Annotated in this window: 21 protein-coding genes; 15 read left to right on the top strand and 6 right to left on the bottom strand. The window is 69.2% G+C overall.

The window, feature by feature from the left end:
* Positions 1–41 precede the first annotated feature (41 nt).
* The 7 genes from rpsF to dnaB all read left to right on the top strand — a co-directional run bounded on the left by rpsF (position 42) and on the right by dnaB (position 6185).
* Complete coding sequence (rpsF, locus tag HUA75_RS05570) at positions 42–521, top strand: 30S ribosomal protein S6 (protein WP_174485723.1); 480 nt, start codon at positions 42–44, stop codon at positions 519–521.
* A gap of 50 nt (positions 522–571) precedes the next feature.
* Positions 572–970 carry a 30S ribosomal protein S18 gene (gene rpsR / locus HUA75_RS05565; protein WP_141648007.1) on the top strand — a complete coding sequence of 133 codons (399 nt, stop codon included), beginning with the start codon at positions 572–574 and terminating at the stop codon, positions 968–970.
* Positions 971–997: 27 nt separating this feature from the next.
* Positions 998–1441, top strand: a complete 444-nt coding sequence (gene rplI, locus HUA75_RS05560) for a 50S ribosomal protein L9 (protein ID WP_141648008.1) — start codon at positions 998–1000, stop codon at positions 1439–1441.
* A gap of 182 nt (positions 1442–1623) precedes the next feature.
* Complete coding sequence (locus HUA75_RS05555) at positions 1624–2802, top strand: acyltransferase (RefSeq protein WP_174485722.1); 1179 nt, start codon at positions 1624–1626, stop codon at positions 2800–2802.
* A gap of 9 nt (positions 2803–2811) precedes the next feature.
* Complete coding sequence (locus tag HUA75_RS05550; protein WP_174485721.1) at positions 2812–3951, top strand: sensor histidine kinase; 1140 nt, start codon at positions 2812–2814, stop codon at positions 3949–3951.
* The gene (locus HUA75_RS05545) at positions 3948–4718 is read left to right on the top strand and encodes a LytTR family DNA-binding domain-containing protein (RefSeq protein ID WP_174485720.1); all 771 of its coding nucleotides are present in this window, start codon (positions 3948–3950) and stop codon (positions 4716–4718) included. Before HUA75_RS05550 ends, HUA75_RS05545 begins: the two co-directional genes overlap by 4 nt.
* A gap of 99 nt (positions 4719–4817) precedes the next feature.
* Positions 4818–6185 carry a replicative DNA helicase gene (dnaB, locus tag HUA75_RS05540; RefSeq protein ID WP_141648518.1) on the top strand — a complete coding sequence of 456 codons (1368 nt, stop codon included), beginning with the start codon at positions 4818–4820 and terminating at the stop codon, positions 6183–6185.
* Positions 6186–6291: 106 nt separating this feature from the next.
* On the opposite strand, the gene HUA75_RS05535 is transcribed toward dnaB, so the two are convergent.
* The 3 genes from HUA75_RS05535 to thiE are packed head-to-tail and all read right to left on the bottom strand — an operon-like array spanning position 6292 to position 8472.
* A complete protein-coding gene (locus HUA75_RS05535; RefSeq protein ID WP_174485719.1) occupies positions 6292–7032 on the bottom strand; it encodes a bifunctional hydroxymethylpyrimidine kinase/phosphomethylpyrimidine kinase in 741 nt (246 codons plus the stop codon).
* Positions 7029–7793, bottom strand: coding sequence for a gamma-glutamyl-gamma-aminobutyrate hydrolase family protein (locus tag HUA75_RS05530; RefSeq protein WP_141648520.1), 765 nt, complete (start codon positions 7791–7793; stop codon positions 7029–7031). The genes HUA75_RS05535 and HUA75_RS05530 overlap by 4 nt, the downstream gene beginning before the upstream one ends.
* A 22-nt stretch (positions 7794–7815) precedes the next feature.
* Positions 7816–8472 carry a thiamine phosphate synthase gene (thiE, locus tag HUA75_RS05525; RefSeq protein WP_174485718.1) on the bottom strand — a complete coding sequence of 219 codons (657 nt, stop codon included), beginning with the start codon at positions 8470–8472 and terminating at the stop codon, positions 7816–7818.
* 93 nt (positions 8473–8565) lie between these two features.
* Between thiE and HUA75_RS05520 the strand changes: the two genes are divergently transcribed.
* Genes HUA75_RS05520 through HUA75_RS05510 form a run of 3 tightly spaced genes read left to right on the top strand, consistent with a single transcriptional unit; the run spans position 8566 to position 9841 of the window.
* A complete protein-coding gene (locus tag HUA75_RS05520; RefSeq protein ID WP_141648522.1) occupies positions 8566–8883 on the top strand; it encodes an RNA polymerase subunit sigma in 318 nt (105 codons plus the stop codon).
* Positions 8880–9194 carry a DUF1844 domain-containing protein gene (locus HUA75_RS05515; protein ID WP_141648523.1) on the top strand — a complete coding sequence of 105 codons (315 nt, stop codon included), beginning with the start codon at positions 8880–8882 and terminating at the stop codon, positions 9192–9194. Before HUA75_RS05520 ends, HUA75_RS05515 begins: the two co-directional genes overlap by 4 nt.
* Positions 9194–9841 carry a hypothetical protein gene (locus tag HUA75_RS05510; RefSeq protein WP_141648524.1) on the top strand — a complete coding sequence of 216 codons (648 nt, stop codon included), beginning with the start codon at positions 9194–9196 and terminating at the stop codon, positions 9839–9841. The genes HUA75_RS05515 and HUA75_RS05510 overlap by 1 nt, the downstream gene beginning before the upstream one ends.
* Before the next feature lie 15 nt (positions 9842–9856).
* Here the strand turns inward: HUA75_RS05510 and HUA75_RS05505 are convergent, their stop codons facing one another.
* A complete protein-coding gene (locus tag HUA75_RS05505) occupies positions 9857–10387 on the bottom strand; it encodes a hypothetical protein (protein WP_141648525.1) in 531 nt (176 codons plus the stop codon).
* Between the two features lie 238 nt (positions 10388–10625).
* Between HUA75_RS05505 and clpB the strand changes: the two genes are divergently transcribed.
* Positions 10626–13250 (top strand): ATP-dependent chaperone ClpB, encoded by a 2625-nt coding sequence (gene clpB, locus HUA75_RS05500; RefSeq protein WP_141648526.1) that lies wholly within the window; start codon positions 10626–10628, stop codon positions 13248–13250.
* Between the two features lie 67 nt (positions 13251–13317).
* Here clpB and HUA75_RS05495 read toward each other — a convergent pair whose 3' ends face one another.
* Positions 13318–14721 carry a DUF4157 domain-containing protein gene (locus tag HUA75_RS05495; protein WP_217445904.1) on the bottom strand — a complete coding sequence of 468 codons (1404 nt, stop codon included), beginning with the start codon at positions 14719–14721 and terminating at the stop codon, positions 13318–13320.
* Between the two features lie 157 nt (positions 14722–14878).
* The gene (locus HUA75_RS05490) at positions 14879–15469 is read right to left on the bottom strand and encodes a hypothetical protein (protein WP_174485716.1); all 591 of its coding nucleotides are present in this window, start codon (positions 15467–15469) and stop codon (positions 14879–14881) included.
* Between the two features lie 159 nt (positions 15470–15628).
* Here HUA75_RS05490 and HUA75_RS05485 point away from each other — a divergent pair, with 159 nt between their 5' ends.
* From HUA75_RS05485 to HUA75_RS05470, 4 genes are all read left to right on the top strand, one after another.
* On the top strand, positions 15629–16312 hold the full coding sequence (locus HUA75_RS05485) for a spermidine synthase (protein WP_141643536.1): 684 nt from the start codon (positions 15629–15631) through the stop codon (positions 16310–16312).
* A 55-nt stretch (positions 16313–16367) separates the two neighbouring features.
* The gene (locus HUA75_RS05480) at positions 16368–16940 is read left to right on the top strand and encodes a TetR/AcrR family transcriptional regulator (RefSeq protein WP_174475502.1); all 573 of its coding nucleotides are present in this window, start codon (positions 16368–16370) and stop codon (positions 16938–16940) included.
* Positions 16941–17022: 82 nt separating this feature from the next.
* On the top strand, positions 17023–18111 hold the full coding sequence (locus HUA75_RS05475) for an SDR family oxidoreductase (RefSeq protein ID WP_174485715.1): 1089 nt from the start codon (positions 17023–17025) through the stop codon (positions 18109–18111).
* A gap of 101 nt (positions 18112–18212) precedes the next feature.
* A complete protein-coding gene (locus HUA75_RS05470; RefSeq protein WP_174485714.1) occupies positions 18213–19529 on the top strand; it encodes an amidohydrolase in 1317 nt (438 codons plus the stop codon).
* Positions 19530–19551 lie beyond the last annotated feature (22 nt).

Here is a 19551-nt window from a genome sequence, read left to right as displayed (position 1 = left end):
GGATTGTCCGGGGGGCACTCGACCCCAAGGGGAGAGAAAACATGGCAGAGACGCAGGCCGCCAAGCGGCTTCGTGAGTACGAGACCATCTTCCTGGTCAAGCCGGACCTGACGGACGACAACGTGGACAAGCTCAAGGAGCGCGTCCGTGGCATCGTCGACCGCGAGGGAGGCAAGGTTCTCCGCTTCACGGTGTGGGGCAAGAAGAAGACCCTGTTCCCCGTGGCGAAGCAGCCCCGCGCCATCTACGTGCACGCCAGCTACCTGGGCGGCGCGAAGCTGGTGGCCGAGATTGAGCGCAACCTGAAGAACCTCGATGAGGTCACCCGCTACATCTCCGTGAAGCTGGCGGATGAGGTGGACCCCGAGACGCGTCCGGTCCTCGAGGACCTGAAGCTCGCCGGCGACGTGGAGGAGACCCGTCCGGGTGCTCCCGCGGAGCGCGAGGGTGGCGGCTTCCGAGGCGATGTCGCCGAGGAGTCCGTGGGCGAGGCGGAGGAGGAGTCGTCCGAGGAGGCCTGAGCGCCACCTGGGACATTCTCTAGGGACCTTTTCAGGAAACGAGAAAGTTCATGAGCAACGGTACGGACAGCAAGACGGGCGGTTCGTCGTCGGGCGGCCGCAGTGGCGGCTTCGGCGGCGGCGGTGGGCCTCGCGGTGATCGCGGCGGCGACCGTGGCGGCGACCGCGGTGGTGATCGCGGCGACCGCGGTGGCATGGGCGGCGATGACGAGAAGCGCGGCGGTGGCCGTGGCTTCGGCCGCAAGAAGGTCTGCCGGTTCTGCGCGGAGAAGAACGCGTCGGTGGATTTCAAGGACCAGGCGACGCTGAAGTACTTCGTCACCGAGCGCGGCAAGATCATTCCCCGCCGCATCTCTGGCAACTGCGCGAAGCACCAGCGTGAGGTGGCCACGGCCATCAAGCGCGCGCGCGGCATCGCCCTGCTCCCCTACAACGCGGTGGTCGGCTAACCGCCGGGTCCGCTCAGGAGACTGAACATGAAGGTCATTCTGCGAGAGGACATCGAGAACCTCGGCAAGTCCGGGGAGCTCGTCACCGTGAAGGACGGCTTCGGCCGTAACTACCTGCTGCCGCGCAAGAAGGCGGTTCTGGCGAGCGAGCAGAACCTCCGTCAGCTCGAGCACGAGAAGGCGGTCATCACCGCCCGCAATGCCAAGCTGAAGGGCGCCGCGGAGGAGCAGGCGAAGAAGGTCGGCTCCATCAAGGTCGTCATCAAGCGCAAGGTCGGCGATCAGGACAAGCTGTTCGGGTCCGTCACCGCGCTGGACATCGCCGAGGCCGTGGCGGCCCAGGGTCAGACGGTGGACCGTCGCGCCCTGCACCTGCCCGAGCCCATCAAGGCGATTGGCAGCTACGAAGTCGAGCTGCGCCTGCACCGCGACGTGACGGCGAAGATCAAGGTCGAAGTCGCCGCCGAGTAGCGGCTCGACTCCGCCTCAAGCGGGTTCGAGAAGGCCGTCCGGGGCAACCCGGGCGGCCTTTTCATTTGGGGATGGGCGCCGTGTCTCGCGTCCGGCTCGCGCCGTGGCCAGTCCGTCCTACGACAGGCGCGTGGAGGCTTCCGAGGCGGGTGGGTATCGCGGGAGGCACAGGAGGCTCACCCATGAGCACGCCCGCACCCACCCCGACATCCCCCGCCGACGCCCATCGCCCTGACCTGGACTGGCTCCGCGTCGTCGCCATCCTCGTGCTGCACCTGTTCCACACGGGGATGATGTTCAACCGGTGGGACTGGCACATCAAGGCGCCCACGCTGCTGCCGGTGCTGGAGCTGCCCATGGACATCCTGCACCACGTGCGCATGCCGCTGTTGATGGTCATCTCCGGCGTGGGGACGGCGCTCGCGCTGCGGCGTCGCTCGCTGCGTGGCTTCGCGGGGGACCGGACGCGGCGGCTGCTGCTGCCGGTGGTCTTCGGCATGTTCGTCATCGTGCCGCCGCAAATCTACGTGGAGCGCGTGTTCACGGGGCGGTTCCAGGGAAGCTACGCGGACTTCTATCCCTCAGTCTTCGGCCTCGTCCCCTACCCCGCGGGCAGCCTGAGCTGGCACCACCTCTGGTTCGTCGTCTACCTCTTCGCCTTCTGCCTCCTGGCGCTGCCGCTGTTCTGGGCGCTGGGGACAACGCGCGGGAAGGCCTGGCTCGCGACGGCCGAGGCCTGGCTGTGCCGGGGTCCGAATCTCCTGTGGCTGTTCATCCCGCTCTTCGTCAACGACCTGCTGCTGCACCGCTTCCCGCAGACGCACGCGCTGTTCGACGACCCGAGGACCTTTGGCCACTACGGCCTGCTGTTCCTCATGGGGCACCTGCTCGGCCGCGCGCCCAGGGTCTGGGACGTCCTGGTGGAGCGCCGGTGGTGGCTGCTGGGCGTGTCAGCGGTCCTCTTCGCCATCATGGCGCCTGAGAGCGAGTTCGACCTGGTGCCCGAGGTGCTCGGGGGCACGTCGGCCCAGTGGCTGTTCATCCTGACCGCGCTGGGCTGGGCGCGCCGGTGCGTGCGGACGGAAAGCCGATGGGTCCGGCACGCGCAGGAGCTGTCGTATCCGTTCTACATCTTCCACCAGACGGTCATCATCGTCGTCGGCTTCGCGATGCTGCGGCTGCCCGTGGGGCCGTGGAGCCTCTTCGGCTGCGTGCTCGTCACGACCTTCGTGGTCAGCTGGGGCTTGAGCGAGCTGGTGGCCCGCCTGCCCTGGTTGAGGCCGTTCTTCGGGTTGAAGGCCCGTGTGGTGTCCCGTCCCGAAGCGACGCTCCAGGGCGCGCCCACGGGGCATACTGCGTGACGGAGAGCCATGGCTGACACCCTCCCGACGTCCGCCCTCGAGGTGCCGCAGTCCCGGTCCTGGCGGTGGCCCCGCTTCCGGTTGCGCCCGGTGCTCGGGGTGTTGGCCTTCTGCCTCGTCGTGGGCGTGTCGTACGGCGCCGCGGTGAGGTTGGATCAGCTCGCCAACGGACACACCTCCCTCCCCGCATCGCGGGCCTTCTTCTGGGAAATCACCGGTGCGCTCTCGGCCTGGGTGACGCTGCCCCTCATCCAGACCGCGACGCTGAACGCCCCGTCACCGCGCGCCTCGGGGTGGGCGCGCTTCCTGGGCCTGCACGTGGTGGGACTCGCGCTCTACACCTCCGTGCACATCCTGGTCATGCTGGGCATTCGCTACCTGCTCTACCCGCTGCTGGGCTGGGGTGAGTACGAGTACGGGCCCATGGCCTTCCGACTGCCCATGGAGGTGTCGAAGGACCTGATTGCCTACGGGCTCGCCGTCACCTTCATCAGCCTCTTCACGGCCTGGCGGAATCAACATGCGCGGGCGCTGCGCGAAGCGGAGCTGGAGGGTGAGCTTCGCAGCGCGCAGCTCCAGTCCCTCACCGGTCAGCTCCACCCGCACTTCCTCTTCAACTCGCTGCACACCATCAGCTCGGTCATGTACGAGGACCTGGCGCGAACGGACCGGCTGCTCAGCGACCTGGGGCACGTGCTGCGCGCAAGCCTGGAGCGCGCGGAGCCCACGTGGACACTGGCCGAGGAGCGCGCGCATACCGCGCGCTTCGTGGGGCTCCTGTCCGCGCGCTTCGGGGACCGGCTCGCGGTGCACTGGAGCGTGGAGCCGGGCCTGGACTCGGCGCGCGTGCCCTGCTTCGCGTTGCAGACCCTGGTGGAGAACGCGGTGAAGCACAACCAGGACCGCGTGCAGCCGCTAGAGGTGCGCATCCGCGCCAGCGAGACGGCGGGCACGTGGCGGCTGGAGGTCGAGGACACGGGCCGAGGCTTCGGCGGTGAGTCGCCCGCCTCGGGGACGGGCGTGGGACTGGCGCACCTGGAGCAGATCCTCGCGCTCCTGCACGACGGGCGGGCCCGGCTGGAGAGAGGCCAGGGGCCCGAGGGCGGAGCGCGCGTGTCGCTGACGCTGCCCCTGGGAGCGAAGCCATGACGACCTTCCGCGTGCTGGCGGTGGACGACGAGACACCCGCCCGGGCCAAGGTGCGGCGCTTTCTGGAAGGCGAGTCGCGCTTCACGCTGGTGGGCGAGGCCGCGGATGGAACGGAAGCGCTCGCGAGCATCGAGTCGCTGAAGCCAGACCTCGTCATCCTCGACGTGCAGATGCCAGGACTGACGGGCTTCGAGGTGCTGGAGGCGCTCGGGCCGGGAACGGGCCCCGCGGTCATCTTCTCCACCGCGTATGACGGCTTCGCGCTCCGGGCCTTCGAGGCGCACGCGGTGGACTACCTGCTCAAGCCCTACGACGGCGAGCGCTTCGCCCGCGCGCTGGACAAGGCCCATGCGCTGCTGCTCGGTGGAGGCTCGGAGGCCGCGAGGATCCAGGCGCTCCTGCGGGAAGTGGCCTCGGCGACGCCACGACGCGCGCTGGAGCGGCTGGTGGTGAAGTCGGGCGAGGCGTGGGTGCCGCTGCGCCTGGAGGACGTGTGGCGCCTGTCAGCCGAGGACAAGTACGTGCGCGTGTACACCGCCCAGGGTGAGCATCTGGTGCGCCAGAGCCTGCGCGCGCTGGAGGAGCGGTTGGACCCGGAGCGCTTCGTGCGCATCCACCGCGGAGACATCATCAACCTGGACGCGGTGGCGAAGCTGGAGCCCTGGAGCCACGGAGACGGAATCCTCGTGCTGAGGAACGGCACGACGGTGGTGCTCAGCCGCACGTGGCGTGAAGCATTCCTCCAGCGTTGGGGAATGGAAGGCTGATTGCGGGTAGGTCCACCTTCCTCCGCCCACCCGCCGCTACAGGTCTGTGGCGGAATATTTCTGCCATGTCAGAGCCGCCTGTAGAGTGGGCGGGCAGCCATGGAGAACTCCCTAGACCTCAGAGATGGGCGAAAGGTCCACGAGGACCTGGCCGCCGAGCGTGCAGTGCTCGGCGCCGTACTCGCGGACAACACGCTCATCGCTGCCGTAGGCGAAGTGGTCCACGCGGACGACTTCTCCAGCCCCGCGCACGCGCAGATTTTCGCGGCGATGATTCGCCTGGACGGAAAGCAGCAACAGGTCGACCACCTGACGCTGGCTGAAGAACTCAAGGTCCTGGGACACCTCGTCGCCGTGGGCGGCCCCGCGTACCTGATGCGGTTGGACCAGGTGGTTCCGCTGGCCTCCAACGCCGTCCAGTACGCGAACATCGTCAAGGACCAGGCGCTGCGACGCCGGCTGGCGAACGTCGGCCGCGAAATCCAGGACCTCGCCAGCCAGGAGACGGGCGAGCTGGAGGTGTTGCTCGACGAGGCCGAGCGCAAGGTGTTCCTCCTCGCGGAGAAGAAGCGCGAGGGAGACCTGCGGCCCGTCAGCGAGCTGATGGAGCACACGCTCGATCTGCTCGACAAGATGAAGGCGGCGTCGACGGGCATCACGGGCCTGTCCACCGGATACATCGACCTGGACAACCAGCTCACGGGGCTGCACGCCGGTGAGCTCATCATCCTCGCGGCGCGTCCTGGCGTCGGCAAGACGTCCTTCGCGATGAACATCGCGGTGAACGCGGCGCTGAAGGAGAACAAGGCCGTTGGCATCTTCAGCCTGGAAATGCCCGCCGACCAGCTCCTGATGCGTCTGCTCGCGTCCACCGCGCGCGTGGACATGAAGAAGCTGCGTGGCGGCCGGCTCTCTCCGCACGACGAGGAGAAGTTCCAGGAGATGGCGGGTGCCCTCTACAACGCGCCCATCTACATCGACGACTCGGGTGGCCTGTCTCCGTTCGACCTGCGCGCCAAGGCGCGCCGCGTGAAGCAGAAGGACCCGCGCCTGTCTCTCCTCATCATCGACTACCTCCAGTTGATGCATCAGAAGGGCAAGGTGGAGAGCCGCCAGTTGGAAGTCGCCGAAATCTCCCGCGCGCTCAAGCAACTGGCCAAGGAGCTGGAGGTCCCCATCATCGCGCTCAGTCAGCTCAGCCGTAAGGTCGAGGAGCGCAAGGGCGGCAAGCCCATGCTGTCGGACCTGCGTGAGTCCGGCTCCATCGAACAGGACGCCGACGTGGTGATGTTCATCCACCGCGAGGAGACGGAAGAAGGGGGCGAGGCGCCGCCTCAGTCGCAGTCAAACACCGTCATCCCCGTCGAGCTCATCATCGCCAAGCAGCGCAACGGGCCCATCGGCGAAATCTCCCTGGTGTTCCTCGCCGAGTACACCCGCTTCGAAAGCCGCAGCCGGGCCGAGTAACACCAGCGCGCGACGTGCCCGGCCCGCCCTGCTCCAAGCCCGTGCGCCAGTAGCGCACCACCTACCTCCGGGCCGCGTGAGTACCGTGCGACGTGCCCGGCCCGCCCTACTCCGCGCCCGTGCGCAGGTAGCGCACCACCAGGGCCCGAGCCACGCGCGTGGCGGCCTCCAGCGTGCGGCCCCGCCCCAGCTCCGTCGCCAGCGCGGAGGCCAGCCGACACCCCGTGCCACGACGCTCGGGCGCGCGCGCCAGTCGCTGGCCCTTCAACACACGGACGCCTTCGGGCGTGGCCAGCACATCCGCCAACCCCCGCGCATCCGGCAGGTGCCCGCCCTTCACCAGCACCGCGCCGAAGCCGTGCTCGACCAGCGCGACAGCCGCCTCACGCGCCGCCCCCACCGTGTCCGGTACGGGCCTGCCCAGGAGCCACCCGGCTTCGTCCAGGTTCGGGGTGAGCACGACACGCGGGCCCGCGAGCGACAGGTAGCGCCGGGCAGACAAACGGGACAACACCTGCCCCCGAGACGTCCGCACCACCGGGTCCACCACCCACCAGGCCCGCGTCCCGGCCAGCGCGGCGCTCGCGGCCTCGAGCTGCGCGAGGCCCGGCACCATGCCCCACTTCACCGCGTGCACCTCACCCAGCTCGCGCGCGGCGATCAGCTGCGCACGCACCACGCGGGGCGGAGACGCCACCCAGGAGAAGGTGACACGGCCCTGCGCCGTCTGCGCCAGGGGCACCGCCACCGGCTGCCCTTCCAGCGCACGCACCACGGCCACATCCGCCAGCAGCCCCGCTCTTCCCGTGGGCTCGAGCCCCGCCAACAGGACGACGCGCGGAATCACCGCCGATGCTCTCGCGCTTTCTGGATGAAGGACTTGTACAGCCCCACGTGCACGGGAATCGTCGTCGCCATGTACTCGGGATGCCACTGCACGCCCACAGCGAAGGCGTGGGTGGTGGACTCGATGGCCTCCACCACGCCGTCGGGCGCCATCGCGCAGATGCTCACGTCGCGCCCGGGGCTGCGCACCGACTGGTGATGCGTGGAGTTCACCATGAGCTGGCCGTGCCCCACCGCCTCCGCGAGCAGCGAGCCGCTGCGCACGTCCACCGGATGCTGCGGCTGCGTGCGGTCATGCTTCTGCTCGTGCTCACGAGCGCCCTGCACCTCACGGCCGATGTCCTGGAACAGCGTGCCACCCAACACCACGTTGAGAAGCTGCATGCCGCCACAGACGCCCAGCACCGGCATGTTGCGCTTGAGCGCCCCGCGCATCAGCGCCGCCTCGAACGCGGTGCGCCCTTCCTTCAGCGCGCCCAGTCCCTCGCGCGCCGTTTCCCCATACGCCTCGGGAGGAATGTCGAAGGCGCCGCCCGTGACGAGCAGTCCGGACACGCGGTCCAGATACGCGTCCACACACGTGGGGTCGTCCGCGTACGGCAGGACGAACGGAAGGCCCCCGGCGCGCAGCACCGCGTCGGCGTAGGGCACCTTCAGCTCGTACCGCGCGAAGGGCTGATCCTCGGGCTGGCTCCAGTCCGGGGTAATGCCGATGTTGGGCCGCCGGGGCGGCTGGCCATGGTGACGCGGATGATTGTTCATGGGGGGGGTCCGTCGGTCGAACCTACCCCCCCACACGTCCCCGTTCAAACGCAGCCGTCAGCAGGCGCACCCGCTCGGCGATATCCTGGGCGAGCAGGACGTCCGAAACCACCGCCGCGCCATGCACGCCCGACGCGGCCACCCGCCCCACGTTCTCCAGCCCCACGCCACCAATGCCCACCACCGGCAGCGGACTGTCAGTCACGACCCGCGCCAGCCCCTCCAGCCCCAGCACCGGTGCGGGCACCTGCTTCGTCGTCGTGCCGAAGACGGGCCCCACGCCCACGTAGTCCGCGCCCACCTCTCGCGCCGCCTTCGCGCCCTCGGCGTCTCGCACCGTGACGCCCACCAGGCGACCAGGCCCCAGGAGCGCGCGCGCCGCCTCCGCGGGCAGGTCCTCATCGCCCACGTGCACGCCATCCGCGTCCGCCAGCAGCGCCAGGTCCACCCTGTCGTTGAGCAGGCACACCGCGCCCGCGCGCCGACACAACCGGACGACCTCCCGAGCCACGGACAGCGCCTCGCGCACCGGCGTTCGCTTCATGCGCAGTTGCACCACCCGCGCTCCACCCGCGAGCATCCGCTCCGCCTTGAGAATCAGGGGCATGTCCACCCGCACGGTGTCATCGCACAGCAGATACAGTCCCGGGGGAAGCAGCGGACGGGGCGGGGCGTTCATCGGCACCAGGAAGGCGGGACGGCGGCGTTGACAGTCGCCCCCTCTGCTATAAGGTAGCGCGCTATTTTCCAAGCAATTCCGAGGATTTGAAACATGGCGGACACGGTGGACCCCAAGTATCTCGATAAGCGCACCGCGGAGCGGTACCTGCGCTCGGGCCAGTTGGACGAGAAAGCGCACGAGCGCCACCTCAAGGGCCTGCCGGATGTGGCGGACAAGGCCACGCCGGTGGAGACCTTCATGGATGACGACGTCGACGACGACTACGACGACGAAGAGGATGACCTCGACGAAGAGGACGAGGCGGACGACGAGGATGAGTCCTCCGACGCGGCCGATGAGACGGCCTCTTCCTCCGATGAGGCAGAGGGCAAGGATGAGCCCGAGGGCGAGGAGCCTGGCACCCCATGAGCCCCGTGGACGAGAAGCGCGGCGAGACCTTCGTGATGCGGGGGGAAGCGCGCTCCGCGTCCGAGGAGGCCATCTCCTTCAGCACGTTCATCGTGGGGTTGGGCACCGCGGTGCTCATCCACCTCGGTGACGCGCCGAACCCGGAGACGGGCCAGACGTCGAAGGACTTGCCGTTGGCCCGGCAGAACCTGGACCTGTTGTCGATGTTGCGGCAGAAAACGCGGAGCAACCTGACGCCGGACGAGGAGAAGCTCTTCGACGGATTGCTCGCGGATCTGCGCCTGCGCTTCGTGGAGGCAAGCAAGCGGTGATGGCGTCGGCTCCCCGCTCGGGCAGGCTTCCCGGGCGCATTCGTTTCGCGGCCCTCGCGTGTGTCGTGCTCGCCATCTTCACGGGCTGGGGCGCGCTGAACGAGGCCATGGAGATGGCCCACTTCTACGAGGTCCGCTCCCGGCACATGGAGGCCAGCCCTCCGTTCCTCCTGGGCAGCGACCCCGCTGTCCTCCAGAAGCTGCTGGAGGTGCAGTACCAGGCCCTGGAGCCCATGCGAGAGCCGCGCGCCGTGTTGATGGGCGTGCTCGCCGTGGCGTGCGCCTTCGTCTTCGTCTCCGCGTCCAACATTCTGCGCTCGGGCGGACTGCCTCGGGACGCCTTGCGCAAGATGCTCGGCCGCGCCGCGCTCACGGTGGCGGTGCTGCGCACCATCGACGGCGCCCAGTGGGCCGTGGTGTCCCGCCGCGTGGGCGTCACGCTCGCCCAGACACTCACCCAGCGCCCCGAGTACCAGGACCCCACGACAGCCGAGGTCGTCACCAGCGTGGCCCCCTGGATGGCCCTGGGACTGACGGTGCTGGGGACGGCCGTCATCGCGGGCACCTTCGCCCTGCTCGGCCAGTACTTCCGCAGCGACACCGTGCGAGACGCGCTCGTCGCCCAGGACAGCCCGGCGGACGGCTAGCAGCCTCCCGGAACGTCAGTGGGCGTGGGGTGCCACGCCGCCCGGCAACAGGGCCTCCAGCGCGGACTCCACGTCCGCCGAGGAGTCCTCCTCCAGCGACAGCACCCGCCCCAGCCCCGCCCGAGGCAGCCGCAGCAGCTCCTTGCGCGACAGGCCGAAGACGTGCGCCAGGTGCCCCATGGGCCAGCGCGACTGCATGTGCGTGAAGGCCGCTTCGTCCAGGTCCTCGGGACGGCCCTCGGGCAGCTCCACGTTGTCGTAGACCACCCGCTCGCCACCCACGCGCCGACCGTTGCCGTAGGCGAGGACTTCCTCACCCTCGTCCGGGTCATAGACGTAGGCATGCACCGTGGCGTTGGCCGCCCGGGACAGCAGCCGGGGCAGCGCATGGTGCGCGGCATACCAGTGCGCGCCCGGCCGGCCCTGCGTGAAGGGGCCCACGTAGGCCAGCCGCACCACCTTGCGGCGCCGATTGACCGACACCTGCAGGCCCGTGGCGCCCGATGCGCCGTCCAGCCGCAGCGCTTCACGGGCCTGCCGGAGCAAATCCAGCCCGCCGAAGCTTTCGAGTCGAATGAGATAGCCGCCGTGCGCTTCCAGAGTCAGCCCCCCGAGGGTGGGCGCCGCCTATAACCGAGCCTTGCCCCTGATGGCAACTCAAGCACCTCGAAAATCCAGCCGCTACCAGGAGTCCAAAGTATTCCGCTTCTGGCGCAGTCATGACACCGCGCGTTAACTTCCTGAGCTCGATTGCCAAGGTCGAGCCAACTCTTACGTTGAGTGTATGCGACTCGATAAGTTCACGGTGAAGGCGCAGGAAGCCATCCAGGAAGGCCAGACGCTGGCCCGCCGCGCCGACAATCCCCAGTACGAGCCTGAGCACCTGGCCGCGGCGCTGTTGGGACAGAAGGACGGAATCGTCGACCCCCTGCTGCGCAAGCTTGGCGCCGACGTGAAGCTGTTCTCGTCCCGCCTGGGTGAAGCCCTGGGCAAGCTGCCCAAGATGCAGGGCGGCGAGAGCGCCATGCTGGGCCAGCGCCTGCTCAAGACGTTCGACAAGGCGGAGGACGAGGCCAAGGCGCTCAAGGACGAGTTCATCTCGTCCGAGCATCTGCTGCTCGCGTTGACCCAGGACAAGGGCACGACGGGCGAGGTCATGAAGGCGTCCGGCATCACCCGCGAGCGGGTGGTGGCCGCCCTCAAGGAGGTCCGCGGCTCCGGGCGCGTGACGAGCCAGGACGCGGAGTCCACCTATCAGGCGCTGGAGAAGTACGGGCGGGACCTCACGGAGGCGGCGCGCGCGGGGAAGCTGGACCCCGTCATCGGTCGCGACGAGGAGATTCGCCGCTGCATCCAGGTGCTCAGCCGGCGCACGAAGAACAACCCGGTGCTCATCGGCGAGCCGGGCGTGGGCAAGACGGCCATCGCCGAGGGGCTGGCGCGGCGCATCGTCGACGGCGACGTGCCGGAGGGCCTGAAGAACAAGCAGCTCATCACACTGGACATGGGCGCCCTGGTGGCCGGCGCCAAGTTCCGCGGTGAGTTCGAGGAGCGGCTCAAGGCGGTGCTCAAGGAGGTCGCCGACGCGTCCGGTCAGGTCATCCTCTTCATCGACGAAATCCACACGATTGTCGGCGCGGGCAAGGCCGAGGGGGCCATGGACGCGGGCAACATGCTCAAGCCGGCGCTGGCGCGCGGCGAGCTGCACTGCATCGGCGCGACGACGCTGGACGAGTACCGCAAGCACATTGAAAAGGACGCGGCCCTGGAGCGCCGGTTCCAGCCCGTCTTCGTGGGCGAGCCCAGCGTGCACGACACCATCAGCATCCTTCGCGGGCTGAAGGAGCGCTACGAGGTGCACCACGGCGTGCGCATCCAGGACACCGCGCTGGTGGCCGCCGCCACGCTCAGCCACCGCTACATCGCGGACCGCTTCCTGCCGGACAAGGCCATCGACCTCATCGACGAGGCCGCCAGCCGCCTGCGCATCGAAATCGACTCCATGCCCACCGAGCTGGACGACATGCGCCGGAAGATGACGCAGCTCCAGATTGAGAAGGAGGGCCTGCGCAAGGAGACGGACCCGCACTCGCAAGAGCGCCTGGCGGCCATCGAGAAGGAGCTGGCCAACCTGCGCGAGCGCTTCGACGCGCTCAAGGTCCATTGGGACGCGGAGAAGACGGCCATCGGCGCCATCCGGACGCTGAAGGAGAAGCTGGAGAAGGTGAAGAACGACCAGGTCGCCGCCGAGCGCCAGGGTGACCTCAACCGCGCCGCGGAGCTGAAGTTCGGCGTCCTGCCCTCCCTGGAGAAGGAGGTCCAGACGCAGAACAGCAAGCTCCTGGAGCTGCAGAAGAAACAGAAGTTCCTCAAGGAGGAGGTGGACTCCGAGGACATCGCCGCCGTGGTGGCCAAGTGGACGGGCATCCCCGTCTCGCGGCTGATGGAGGGCGAGGTCCACAAGCTGGTCCACATGGAGGACCGGCTGGCCCAGCGGGTGATTGGTCAGCGCAGCCCCATTGAGGCGGTGTCCAACGCCGTGCGCCGCGCGCGCAGCGGATTGCAGGACCCGAACCGGCCCATCGGCTCGTTCATCTTCCTGGGCCCCACGGGCGTGGGAAAGACGGAGACGGCGAAGGCACTGGCGGAGTTCCTCTTCGATGACGACACGGCCATGGTCCGCATCGACATGTCCGAGTTCATGGAGAAGCACGCCGTGGCCCGACTGGTGGGCGCGCCTCCGGGCTACGTCGGCTACGAGGAGGGCGGTCAGCTCACGGAGGCGGTGCGCCGCCGTCCCTACACGGTGGTCCTCTTCGACGAAATCGAGAAGGCACACCCGGACGTCTTCAACATCCTGCTCCAGATTCTGGACGAGGGCCGGCTGACGGACAGCCAGGGCCGCACCGTGGACTTCAAGAACACGGTGCTCATCATGACGTCCAACCTGGGCTCCGCCGATATCCAGGCGGGCATGGCGGGCAAGGAGGAACTGGACGACAAGACGCGCGAGGACGTCATGGACGCGCTGCGCGGCCACTTCCGCCCGGAGTTCCTCAACCGCGTGGACGAAATCGTCATCTTCGAGCCGCTGCGCAAGAAGGACATCTACCGCATCGTCGACATCCAGCTCGCGAAGCTCGACAAGCTGCTCGCCGACAAGCGGCTGTCGCTGGAGCTGACCGACGCGGCCCGCGAGATGCTGGCGGAACGCGGGTACGACCCGACGTACGGCGCGCGGCCCCTGAAGCGCGCGGTGCAGAAGAACCTGTTGGATCCGCTGGCGCTCAAGGTGCTCAGCGGCGAGTTCCTCCCGGGTGACACCATCCAGGCGGACGCGGGCCCCACCGGGCTCACCTTCGCCAAGGTGCTGGTGGACAACTCGAAGAAGGTGAAGCGCGCGGAGTAGCGCGGACCGAGCCGGCCCCCCGCCCCGTCATCCTGGACGGGCGGGGGCGCCCCACGGCCCTCCTGCCTCAGTCGGATTCCGAGCCGGACGCGTCCGTGATTTCGGCATCCGAGTCGTCGGGGTCGCCACGCCCCCAATGTGCCTCCATGTTGGCCACCATCGACGGGATGTCCGGGTAGAGCCTCGCGAAGGCCCGGGGATAGGCCAGCCGGATGGAGCGGGCATGCTGCTCGAAGATGAGCGCCCGGAGCTCATCCAGGTCCTGGGTCGTGTCGTCCGGACTCAAGCCGAAGGCCCGGTACTCCGCGGTGGCGCTGTTCCCGTCTTCGTCCGTCTGGACGTCCGTCACGGTGTCGAAGTCGAAGAGTCCGAGCAGGGCGCCCCGCAGCTCGGCGTTGGTGACGCCTCCACCACCGACCTGGTTGCCCGCCCGGGCCATCGCGGCGTCGCCCGCCACCGCCCCCGCGCCACCTCCGAAGTTCGCCTGGGACAGCGGCAGCTTGCTGCGCACGACAATCCACTGCTGGGCGTAGGCCTGTATCGCGAAGGCCTGCGCGGGTGTGTCCGCAGCCGCGGCGTTGGCCGCCGCGCGTCGGGCCGCCAGCTCGTCAATCTCAGCCTCGGCCTCTTCCTGCTTGCCAGCCTCCAGGCTGTCGACCAGGTCCCAGCCCGGCAGATTCCGCAGGTGGGCATCCAGGGTGTTCATGTTGTTGAGGGCCTGGGCGAAGTTCCGGTTGAGCAACGCCCGGTCCAGCGTGTCCAGGTACGTCTGCCAGGGAGTGGTGTGGTGACGCTCCTGGGGCCACAGGGAGCCCGCGCGTCCGCCCACGTTTACGTTGTTGATGTTCCCCGCCCCGTTGATCCCCAGTTGAACCGCCACGCGCTGAATGGGCTCGAGCGACGTGTCGCCCGAGACGGGCGCGACCTTGCGCTGAAAGGGCTCGGAGTCGAGGGTGGGCCCGGTCAGCTTCAGGCCCGAGGCGCGCGAACCCATCAGGTCGGCCTCGGACTCCAGGCCCGGCGCATCGTTGAGGGACTCGCCCTGTAGCTGCGTCGTGGGACGCACGCGCCCCTGCTTCTGCTGCACGACGTGCCAGGCCTCGTGGGCCAGGTGCTTCTCCTGCCCTGGCGCGACGTGGATGTCCGAGCCCTGCGTGTACGCCAGGGCCTGGAGCTGCGCGGGCGCTGACGAGTTGTAGTGGACGCGCACGTCGTCCATCGCCATCCCGGAGAGCGCCTCCACTCCGGACTTCAAGCCATCGGGCAGTCCGGTGTCGTTGCTCGGAGAGGCACGGCGCTGGAGCGTCTGGGCCTGCTTCGCCTGGGCGACCACCCGGGGCGATGCGTCAAAGGTCTGCTGGAGCTGGCCCAGCGCGCGCGTCCGGGAGTTTCCTCCCTCGGTGGCGCCGGAGGAGGAGGCGGCGTGTGACTCGTCCCGCGTGGACAGCGACTCCTGCACGAACACGCCCATGCGATGTCTCTCCTGGAGACACGCAATGTAGCGTGCACGCATCAGGGGCTGACAGGATGCCCCGGGTGTCGCGCGCGTCAGCCGGCGTCACACCGGGGCACGTCTCCTCCCCGCATGGGACGTGGAGGGTGGAGTGCCCACGTCCCAGCGCGTCCGCTCAGGACGGAGAGGGCGGCGCCTGCGACGCATCCGCGCCGTCCGCGCGAATCTTGCGCGAGTTGTCCAGCAGCTCCTTCCAGGAGGCCTCGTACTCCCCGCGCAGCCTGGACCACTCACCGCCCTTGGCCGACATCAGACGGCGCAGGGCATCCCCCGTGCTCTTGAAGGAGCCGCGCAGGAACTGGAGTTCCTGCTTCGTGAGCAGCGAGTCCTCCGCCCGCGACTGGGAGATGCTCGCCTCCCAACCGTCGAACTGGGCGCCAAGTTCACGCAGCTCGGCTTCGCGCTTGCGCTCGTACGTCGCGCGCCTCACGCCCGCCTTCTCCTCCGCGTCGACGAGAGACTTGTTCGTGTCATCACAGGCCCGGAGCAGCTCCTTCTTGCCCCGCTCGAAGTCCTCCGTGCCGCGCTGGCGCCACTCCTCCAGCTTGCCGCGGAAGGCCTCGCGCCGCTGCTTCACGCCATGCAGCTCCTTCACCTCCTCGTCCGCCTTGCGGATGTCGGACTGCGCCTCGACTTCGGCGATTCGCGCATCGATTCGCTTCTTCTCGGCGTCCATCTTCTGCAGGTAAGCCTCGCGCTCGTTCATGGTCTGGGTTCCTCCTGGGCCGCGCCGCTCCGTGGCGGCGGCTCGCGAGGGTATGGATGCGGATGACCCCTGGCGTCGGGCACAGGCGACGGCACGAGGGCACGAGGTGTCGTGCGGAGTGCTTGACCCCGGGCCGGCTCCGGGCGAAGAGCCGTGCCCATGAAGCCCTGGGAGACACTCGAGAGCGCGAACCTTCCGGACGTGGGCGAGCTGACCCTGGTCCGCAGAGGGGACGAGTACGTCCTGCGCGTGCGCGGACAGACGCTGATGTCCAGCCGGATGCACGGCTCGGAGGAAGCGCTCGCGAAGGCAGGCTGCGCTGGCGTGGTGACCTCCGGAACCGGGCGGGTGCTCGTCGGAGGGCTTGGCTTCGGCTACACCGCGCGCGCCGTGCTGGACACCGTGGGCCCGGGCGTCCGCGTCTCCGTGGTGGAGCTGCTGCCCACTGTCGTCGCCTGGAACCGGGGACCCCACCTCGCGCCTCTCGCCGGCGCCCCCCTCGAGGACAAGCGCGTCACCGTCATCGAGGGAGATGTCGGCGACGTGATGGCCCACCACTCCGCCACCTTCGACGCCATCCTGCTCGACGTGGACAACGGGCCCAGCGCCCTCACCCACCCGGACAACCAAGGCCTCTACGGCCTGCCTGGGCTCTCCAACGCCGCCAGGGCGCTGCGCTCCGGAGGCACGCTCGCCGTCTGGAGCGCGGGCCCCGCCCCCGCCTTCGAGCGCCGCATGGAGAAGTGCGGCTTCACCGTCGAGGTCCTCCACCCCCACGCCCACGGCACCAAGGGCCCTCGCCACGTCCTCTTCATCGGCAAGCTGGGCAGGAGCCGCCGCTGAAGTCCGGCCCCAGAAGGGCTCGACAGAATATGATGACCGGTATATTCATCTCCTCGTGAGCAAGGGAGAAGACACACGCCGGCGGATGATTGCCGCGGCGGCGGAGATGCTGGAGCGCTCGGGCTATGCGGGCGCGGGCATCCAGGAGCTGCTGGAGGCCGGCAAGGCGCCTCGGGGCTCGCTCTACTTCCACTTCCCTGGCGGCAAGGAGCAGCTCGCGGTGGAGGCGCTCCAGGTCTCCGCCTCGGAAGTCACCCGGCTGCTCGACGCGCACCTCGCCACGGAGCGGGGACTCGTCTCCGGGCTGCGTCGCGCGCTGGCGACGCTTGCGGACCGGGCGGAGGCGTCCGGCTTCGAGAAGGGGTGCCCTGTCTCGGCCGTGGTCCTCTCGTCGGGCGCCACCCCTGAACCCGTGCGCGCGGCGGCAGCCGAGGCCCTGCGCGCCTGGCAACAGCTCCTCACCGAGCGACTCCGCGCGGAGGGCCTCACGCCCACCGAGTCGCGGCGACGCGCGGCCCTGCTGCTCTCCTCCATCGAAGGCGCCCTGTTGCTGATGCGCGCCCACCGGAGTCGGGCTCCCGTCGAGGAGCTCTCGAAGGAACTGGAGCGCCTGCTCTCACTGGACTGACAGCGGCCCCGAGCCGACGCGGATGGGCCGCGTGGGCTCGACTCCAGAATATGTAGACTGGTCTAGATATATCGAGGTCATCATGAAGGCGACATCACCGGATGCGCTCGTCATCGGCTCCACGGGCTTGATAGGGCGTTGGCTCGTGCCGGAGCTCACGCGGCGGGGCCAGCGGGTGGCCCTGCTGTCACGCAACGCGCGGGCTCGGGCCCAGGAGTACCGGGACTGGGTGGCCGGGCTGGGAGGCGCACCCGAGCAGCTCGTGTTCCTGGAGGGCGACCTGGATGCTCCTCGACTGGGGCTGAGCGCCGGGGATGAGCACGTGCTTCAGGGCGTGCGCGACGTGTTCCATCTGGGCGCTCGCTTCGCCTGGAACCTGTCCGCCGATGCGGCTCGGCGCACCAACGTCGAGGGCACCCGCGCCGTGGTGGAGCTGGCCTCCCGACTGCCCTCGCTGCGACGACTCGTGCTCGTGGGCGGATATCGCATCGGTCCTCGACTCGATGCCTCGGGCGAAGTCGTCCCCGCGCCCACGTTGGGCTTCACGGGCTCGGGCGCCTATGAGGCCTCGAAGGCGCTCGCGCATCGGGTGGCACTGGAGACCGCCACGCGACTCGGTGTTCCCGTCACCACCGTGCATCCGTCCACTGTCATCGGAGACAGTCGCACCGGAGCGACGGTGCAGAGCCTGGGCCTCGGAGACACCTTGCAGCGCGTCCACGCGGGGACGATGCCCGTGCTGCTGGGCACGCCGGAGACCTTCGTTCCCGTGGTGGCAGTGGACACCCTGGCGCGCTTCCTCGCCGGAGTGGCGGAGCTGCCGGAGAGCCAGGGACAGGAGTACACGCTGCTGGACCCGAGCACTCCTCCACTCCACCAGCTCGTGCGCTGGGCGGCGGAGCGCTCCGGTCGACGAGCACCCCGCTTCGCCCTGCCCGTCTCGTGGGTGCGTTGGTTGCCGGAGCGCCTGCTCGGCGCGGCCACGGAGTCGCTCGACTTCCTCGACACGGCCCGCTACCCGGTGGAACCGGCGCTCGCGCTGGCCCAGCGCATGGGCGTGGAGCTGCCTCCGGTCGCCACGGTGCTGGACCGCTGGTTCGACTTCCTGCGCGCCACGGACTTCGCCCCCGATGTCGCGCGGGCCCGCACCGCATCGGTGCGTCCAGCCTGACCCCAGCCGACCGGAGCCAGGAGCGCCGCGCGCGCCTCCCACCGAAAGCCTCGTCCTGTGGTGTAGTGGCGCGGCTCTCGACACGGACCGGAGACCTCCTGGTGAACCGCCCTTCCCTGCTGGCCTTGCTCGTCGTCCTCCTGACCGCGCCCGTGGGGCGTGCACTCGCGGCGCAGCCCTCCACCGTGCTGGGGGGCCTGGATGGCCTCTATCCGGAGCTGGACATCTTCTACCGGGACCTGCACCAGAACCCGGAGCTGTCGTTCCAGGAGGAGAAGACCGCCGCGAAGCTCGCCGAGCGACTGCGCAAGCTGGGCTTCGACGTCACCACCGGCGTCGGCGGCACGGGTGTCGTCGCGCTGCTGCGCAACGGGCCGGGCCCCACCGTCATGCTGCGCACGGACCTGGACGGGCTGCCCATGGAGGAGAAGACGGGCCTGCCCTACGCGAGCAAGGTGACGGTGAAGAACGGCGAGGGCCAGACGGTGTCGGTGATGCACGCGTGCGGACATGACGTGCACATGACGGTGTGGCTGGGCACCGCCACGCTGCTGTCCAAGAAGAAGGACCAGTGGCGCGGCACGCTGATGCTGGTGGGCCAGCCCGCGGAAGAGATTGGCGCGGGCGCGCGGAAGATGCTGGCCGACGGCCTCTTCAAGCGCTTCCCCAAGCCCGACTTCGCGGTGGCCCTCCACAACACCACCGCCGCTCCCGCCGGCCGGGTGGAGTACGTGTCCGGCTACGCGATGGCGCATGTGGACTCGGTGGACATCACCCTCTACGGCAAGGGCGGCCACGGCGCGTATCCGCACACCACGGTGGACCCCATCGTCATGGCGGCGCGCACCGTGCTCGCGCTCCAGTCGGTGGTCAGCCGGGAGAAGCATCCCCTGGAGCCCGGCGTCATCACCGTGGGCTCCATCCAGGGCGGCACCAAGCACAACATCATCCCCGACGAGGTGCGCCTCCAGCTCACCGTGCGCTCGTACAAGCCGGAGGTGCGCAAGGCGCTGCTCGACGGAATCGACCGCGTCGCGAAGGCAGAGGCCCTCGCCTCGGGCGCCCCCCGTCCTCCCAAGGTCGAAGTCACGGAGGGCACGCCCGCCACGTACAACGACCCGGCGCTCACCCGCCGACTCACCGACGCCGTGGTGCGCGTGCTGGGCGAGAAGAACGTGGGCGAGGCCCAGCCCGTCATGGGCGGCGAGGACTTCTCCGAGTACGGCCGCGCGGGAGTCCCCGCGGTGATGCTCTGGCTCGGAGCCGTGGAACCCCAGCGCTTCACCCAGTCCCGCTCGGGGGGCGAGCCGCTCCCCTCTCTCCACTCTTCCGGCTTCATCCCGGACCGCGAGCGCACGCTGCGCACGGGTGTCACCGCACTGACAACGTCGGCGATGGAGCTGTTGGGCAAGCCCTGAATCGCCTTGTTAGAACGGCGGA

It is taken from the genome of Myxococcus sp. CA040A (assembly GCF_013336725.1).
Lineage (GTDB): Bacteria > Myxococcota > Myxococcia > Myxococcales > Myxococcaceae > Myxococcus > Myxococcus llanfairpwllgwyngyllgogerychwyrndrobwllllantysiliogogogochensis.
The sequence above is the reverse complement of the archived record's forward strand: the minus strand, read 5'-3'. Positions and strand labels throughout refer to the sequence as shown.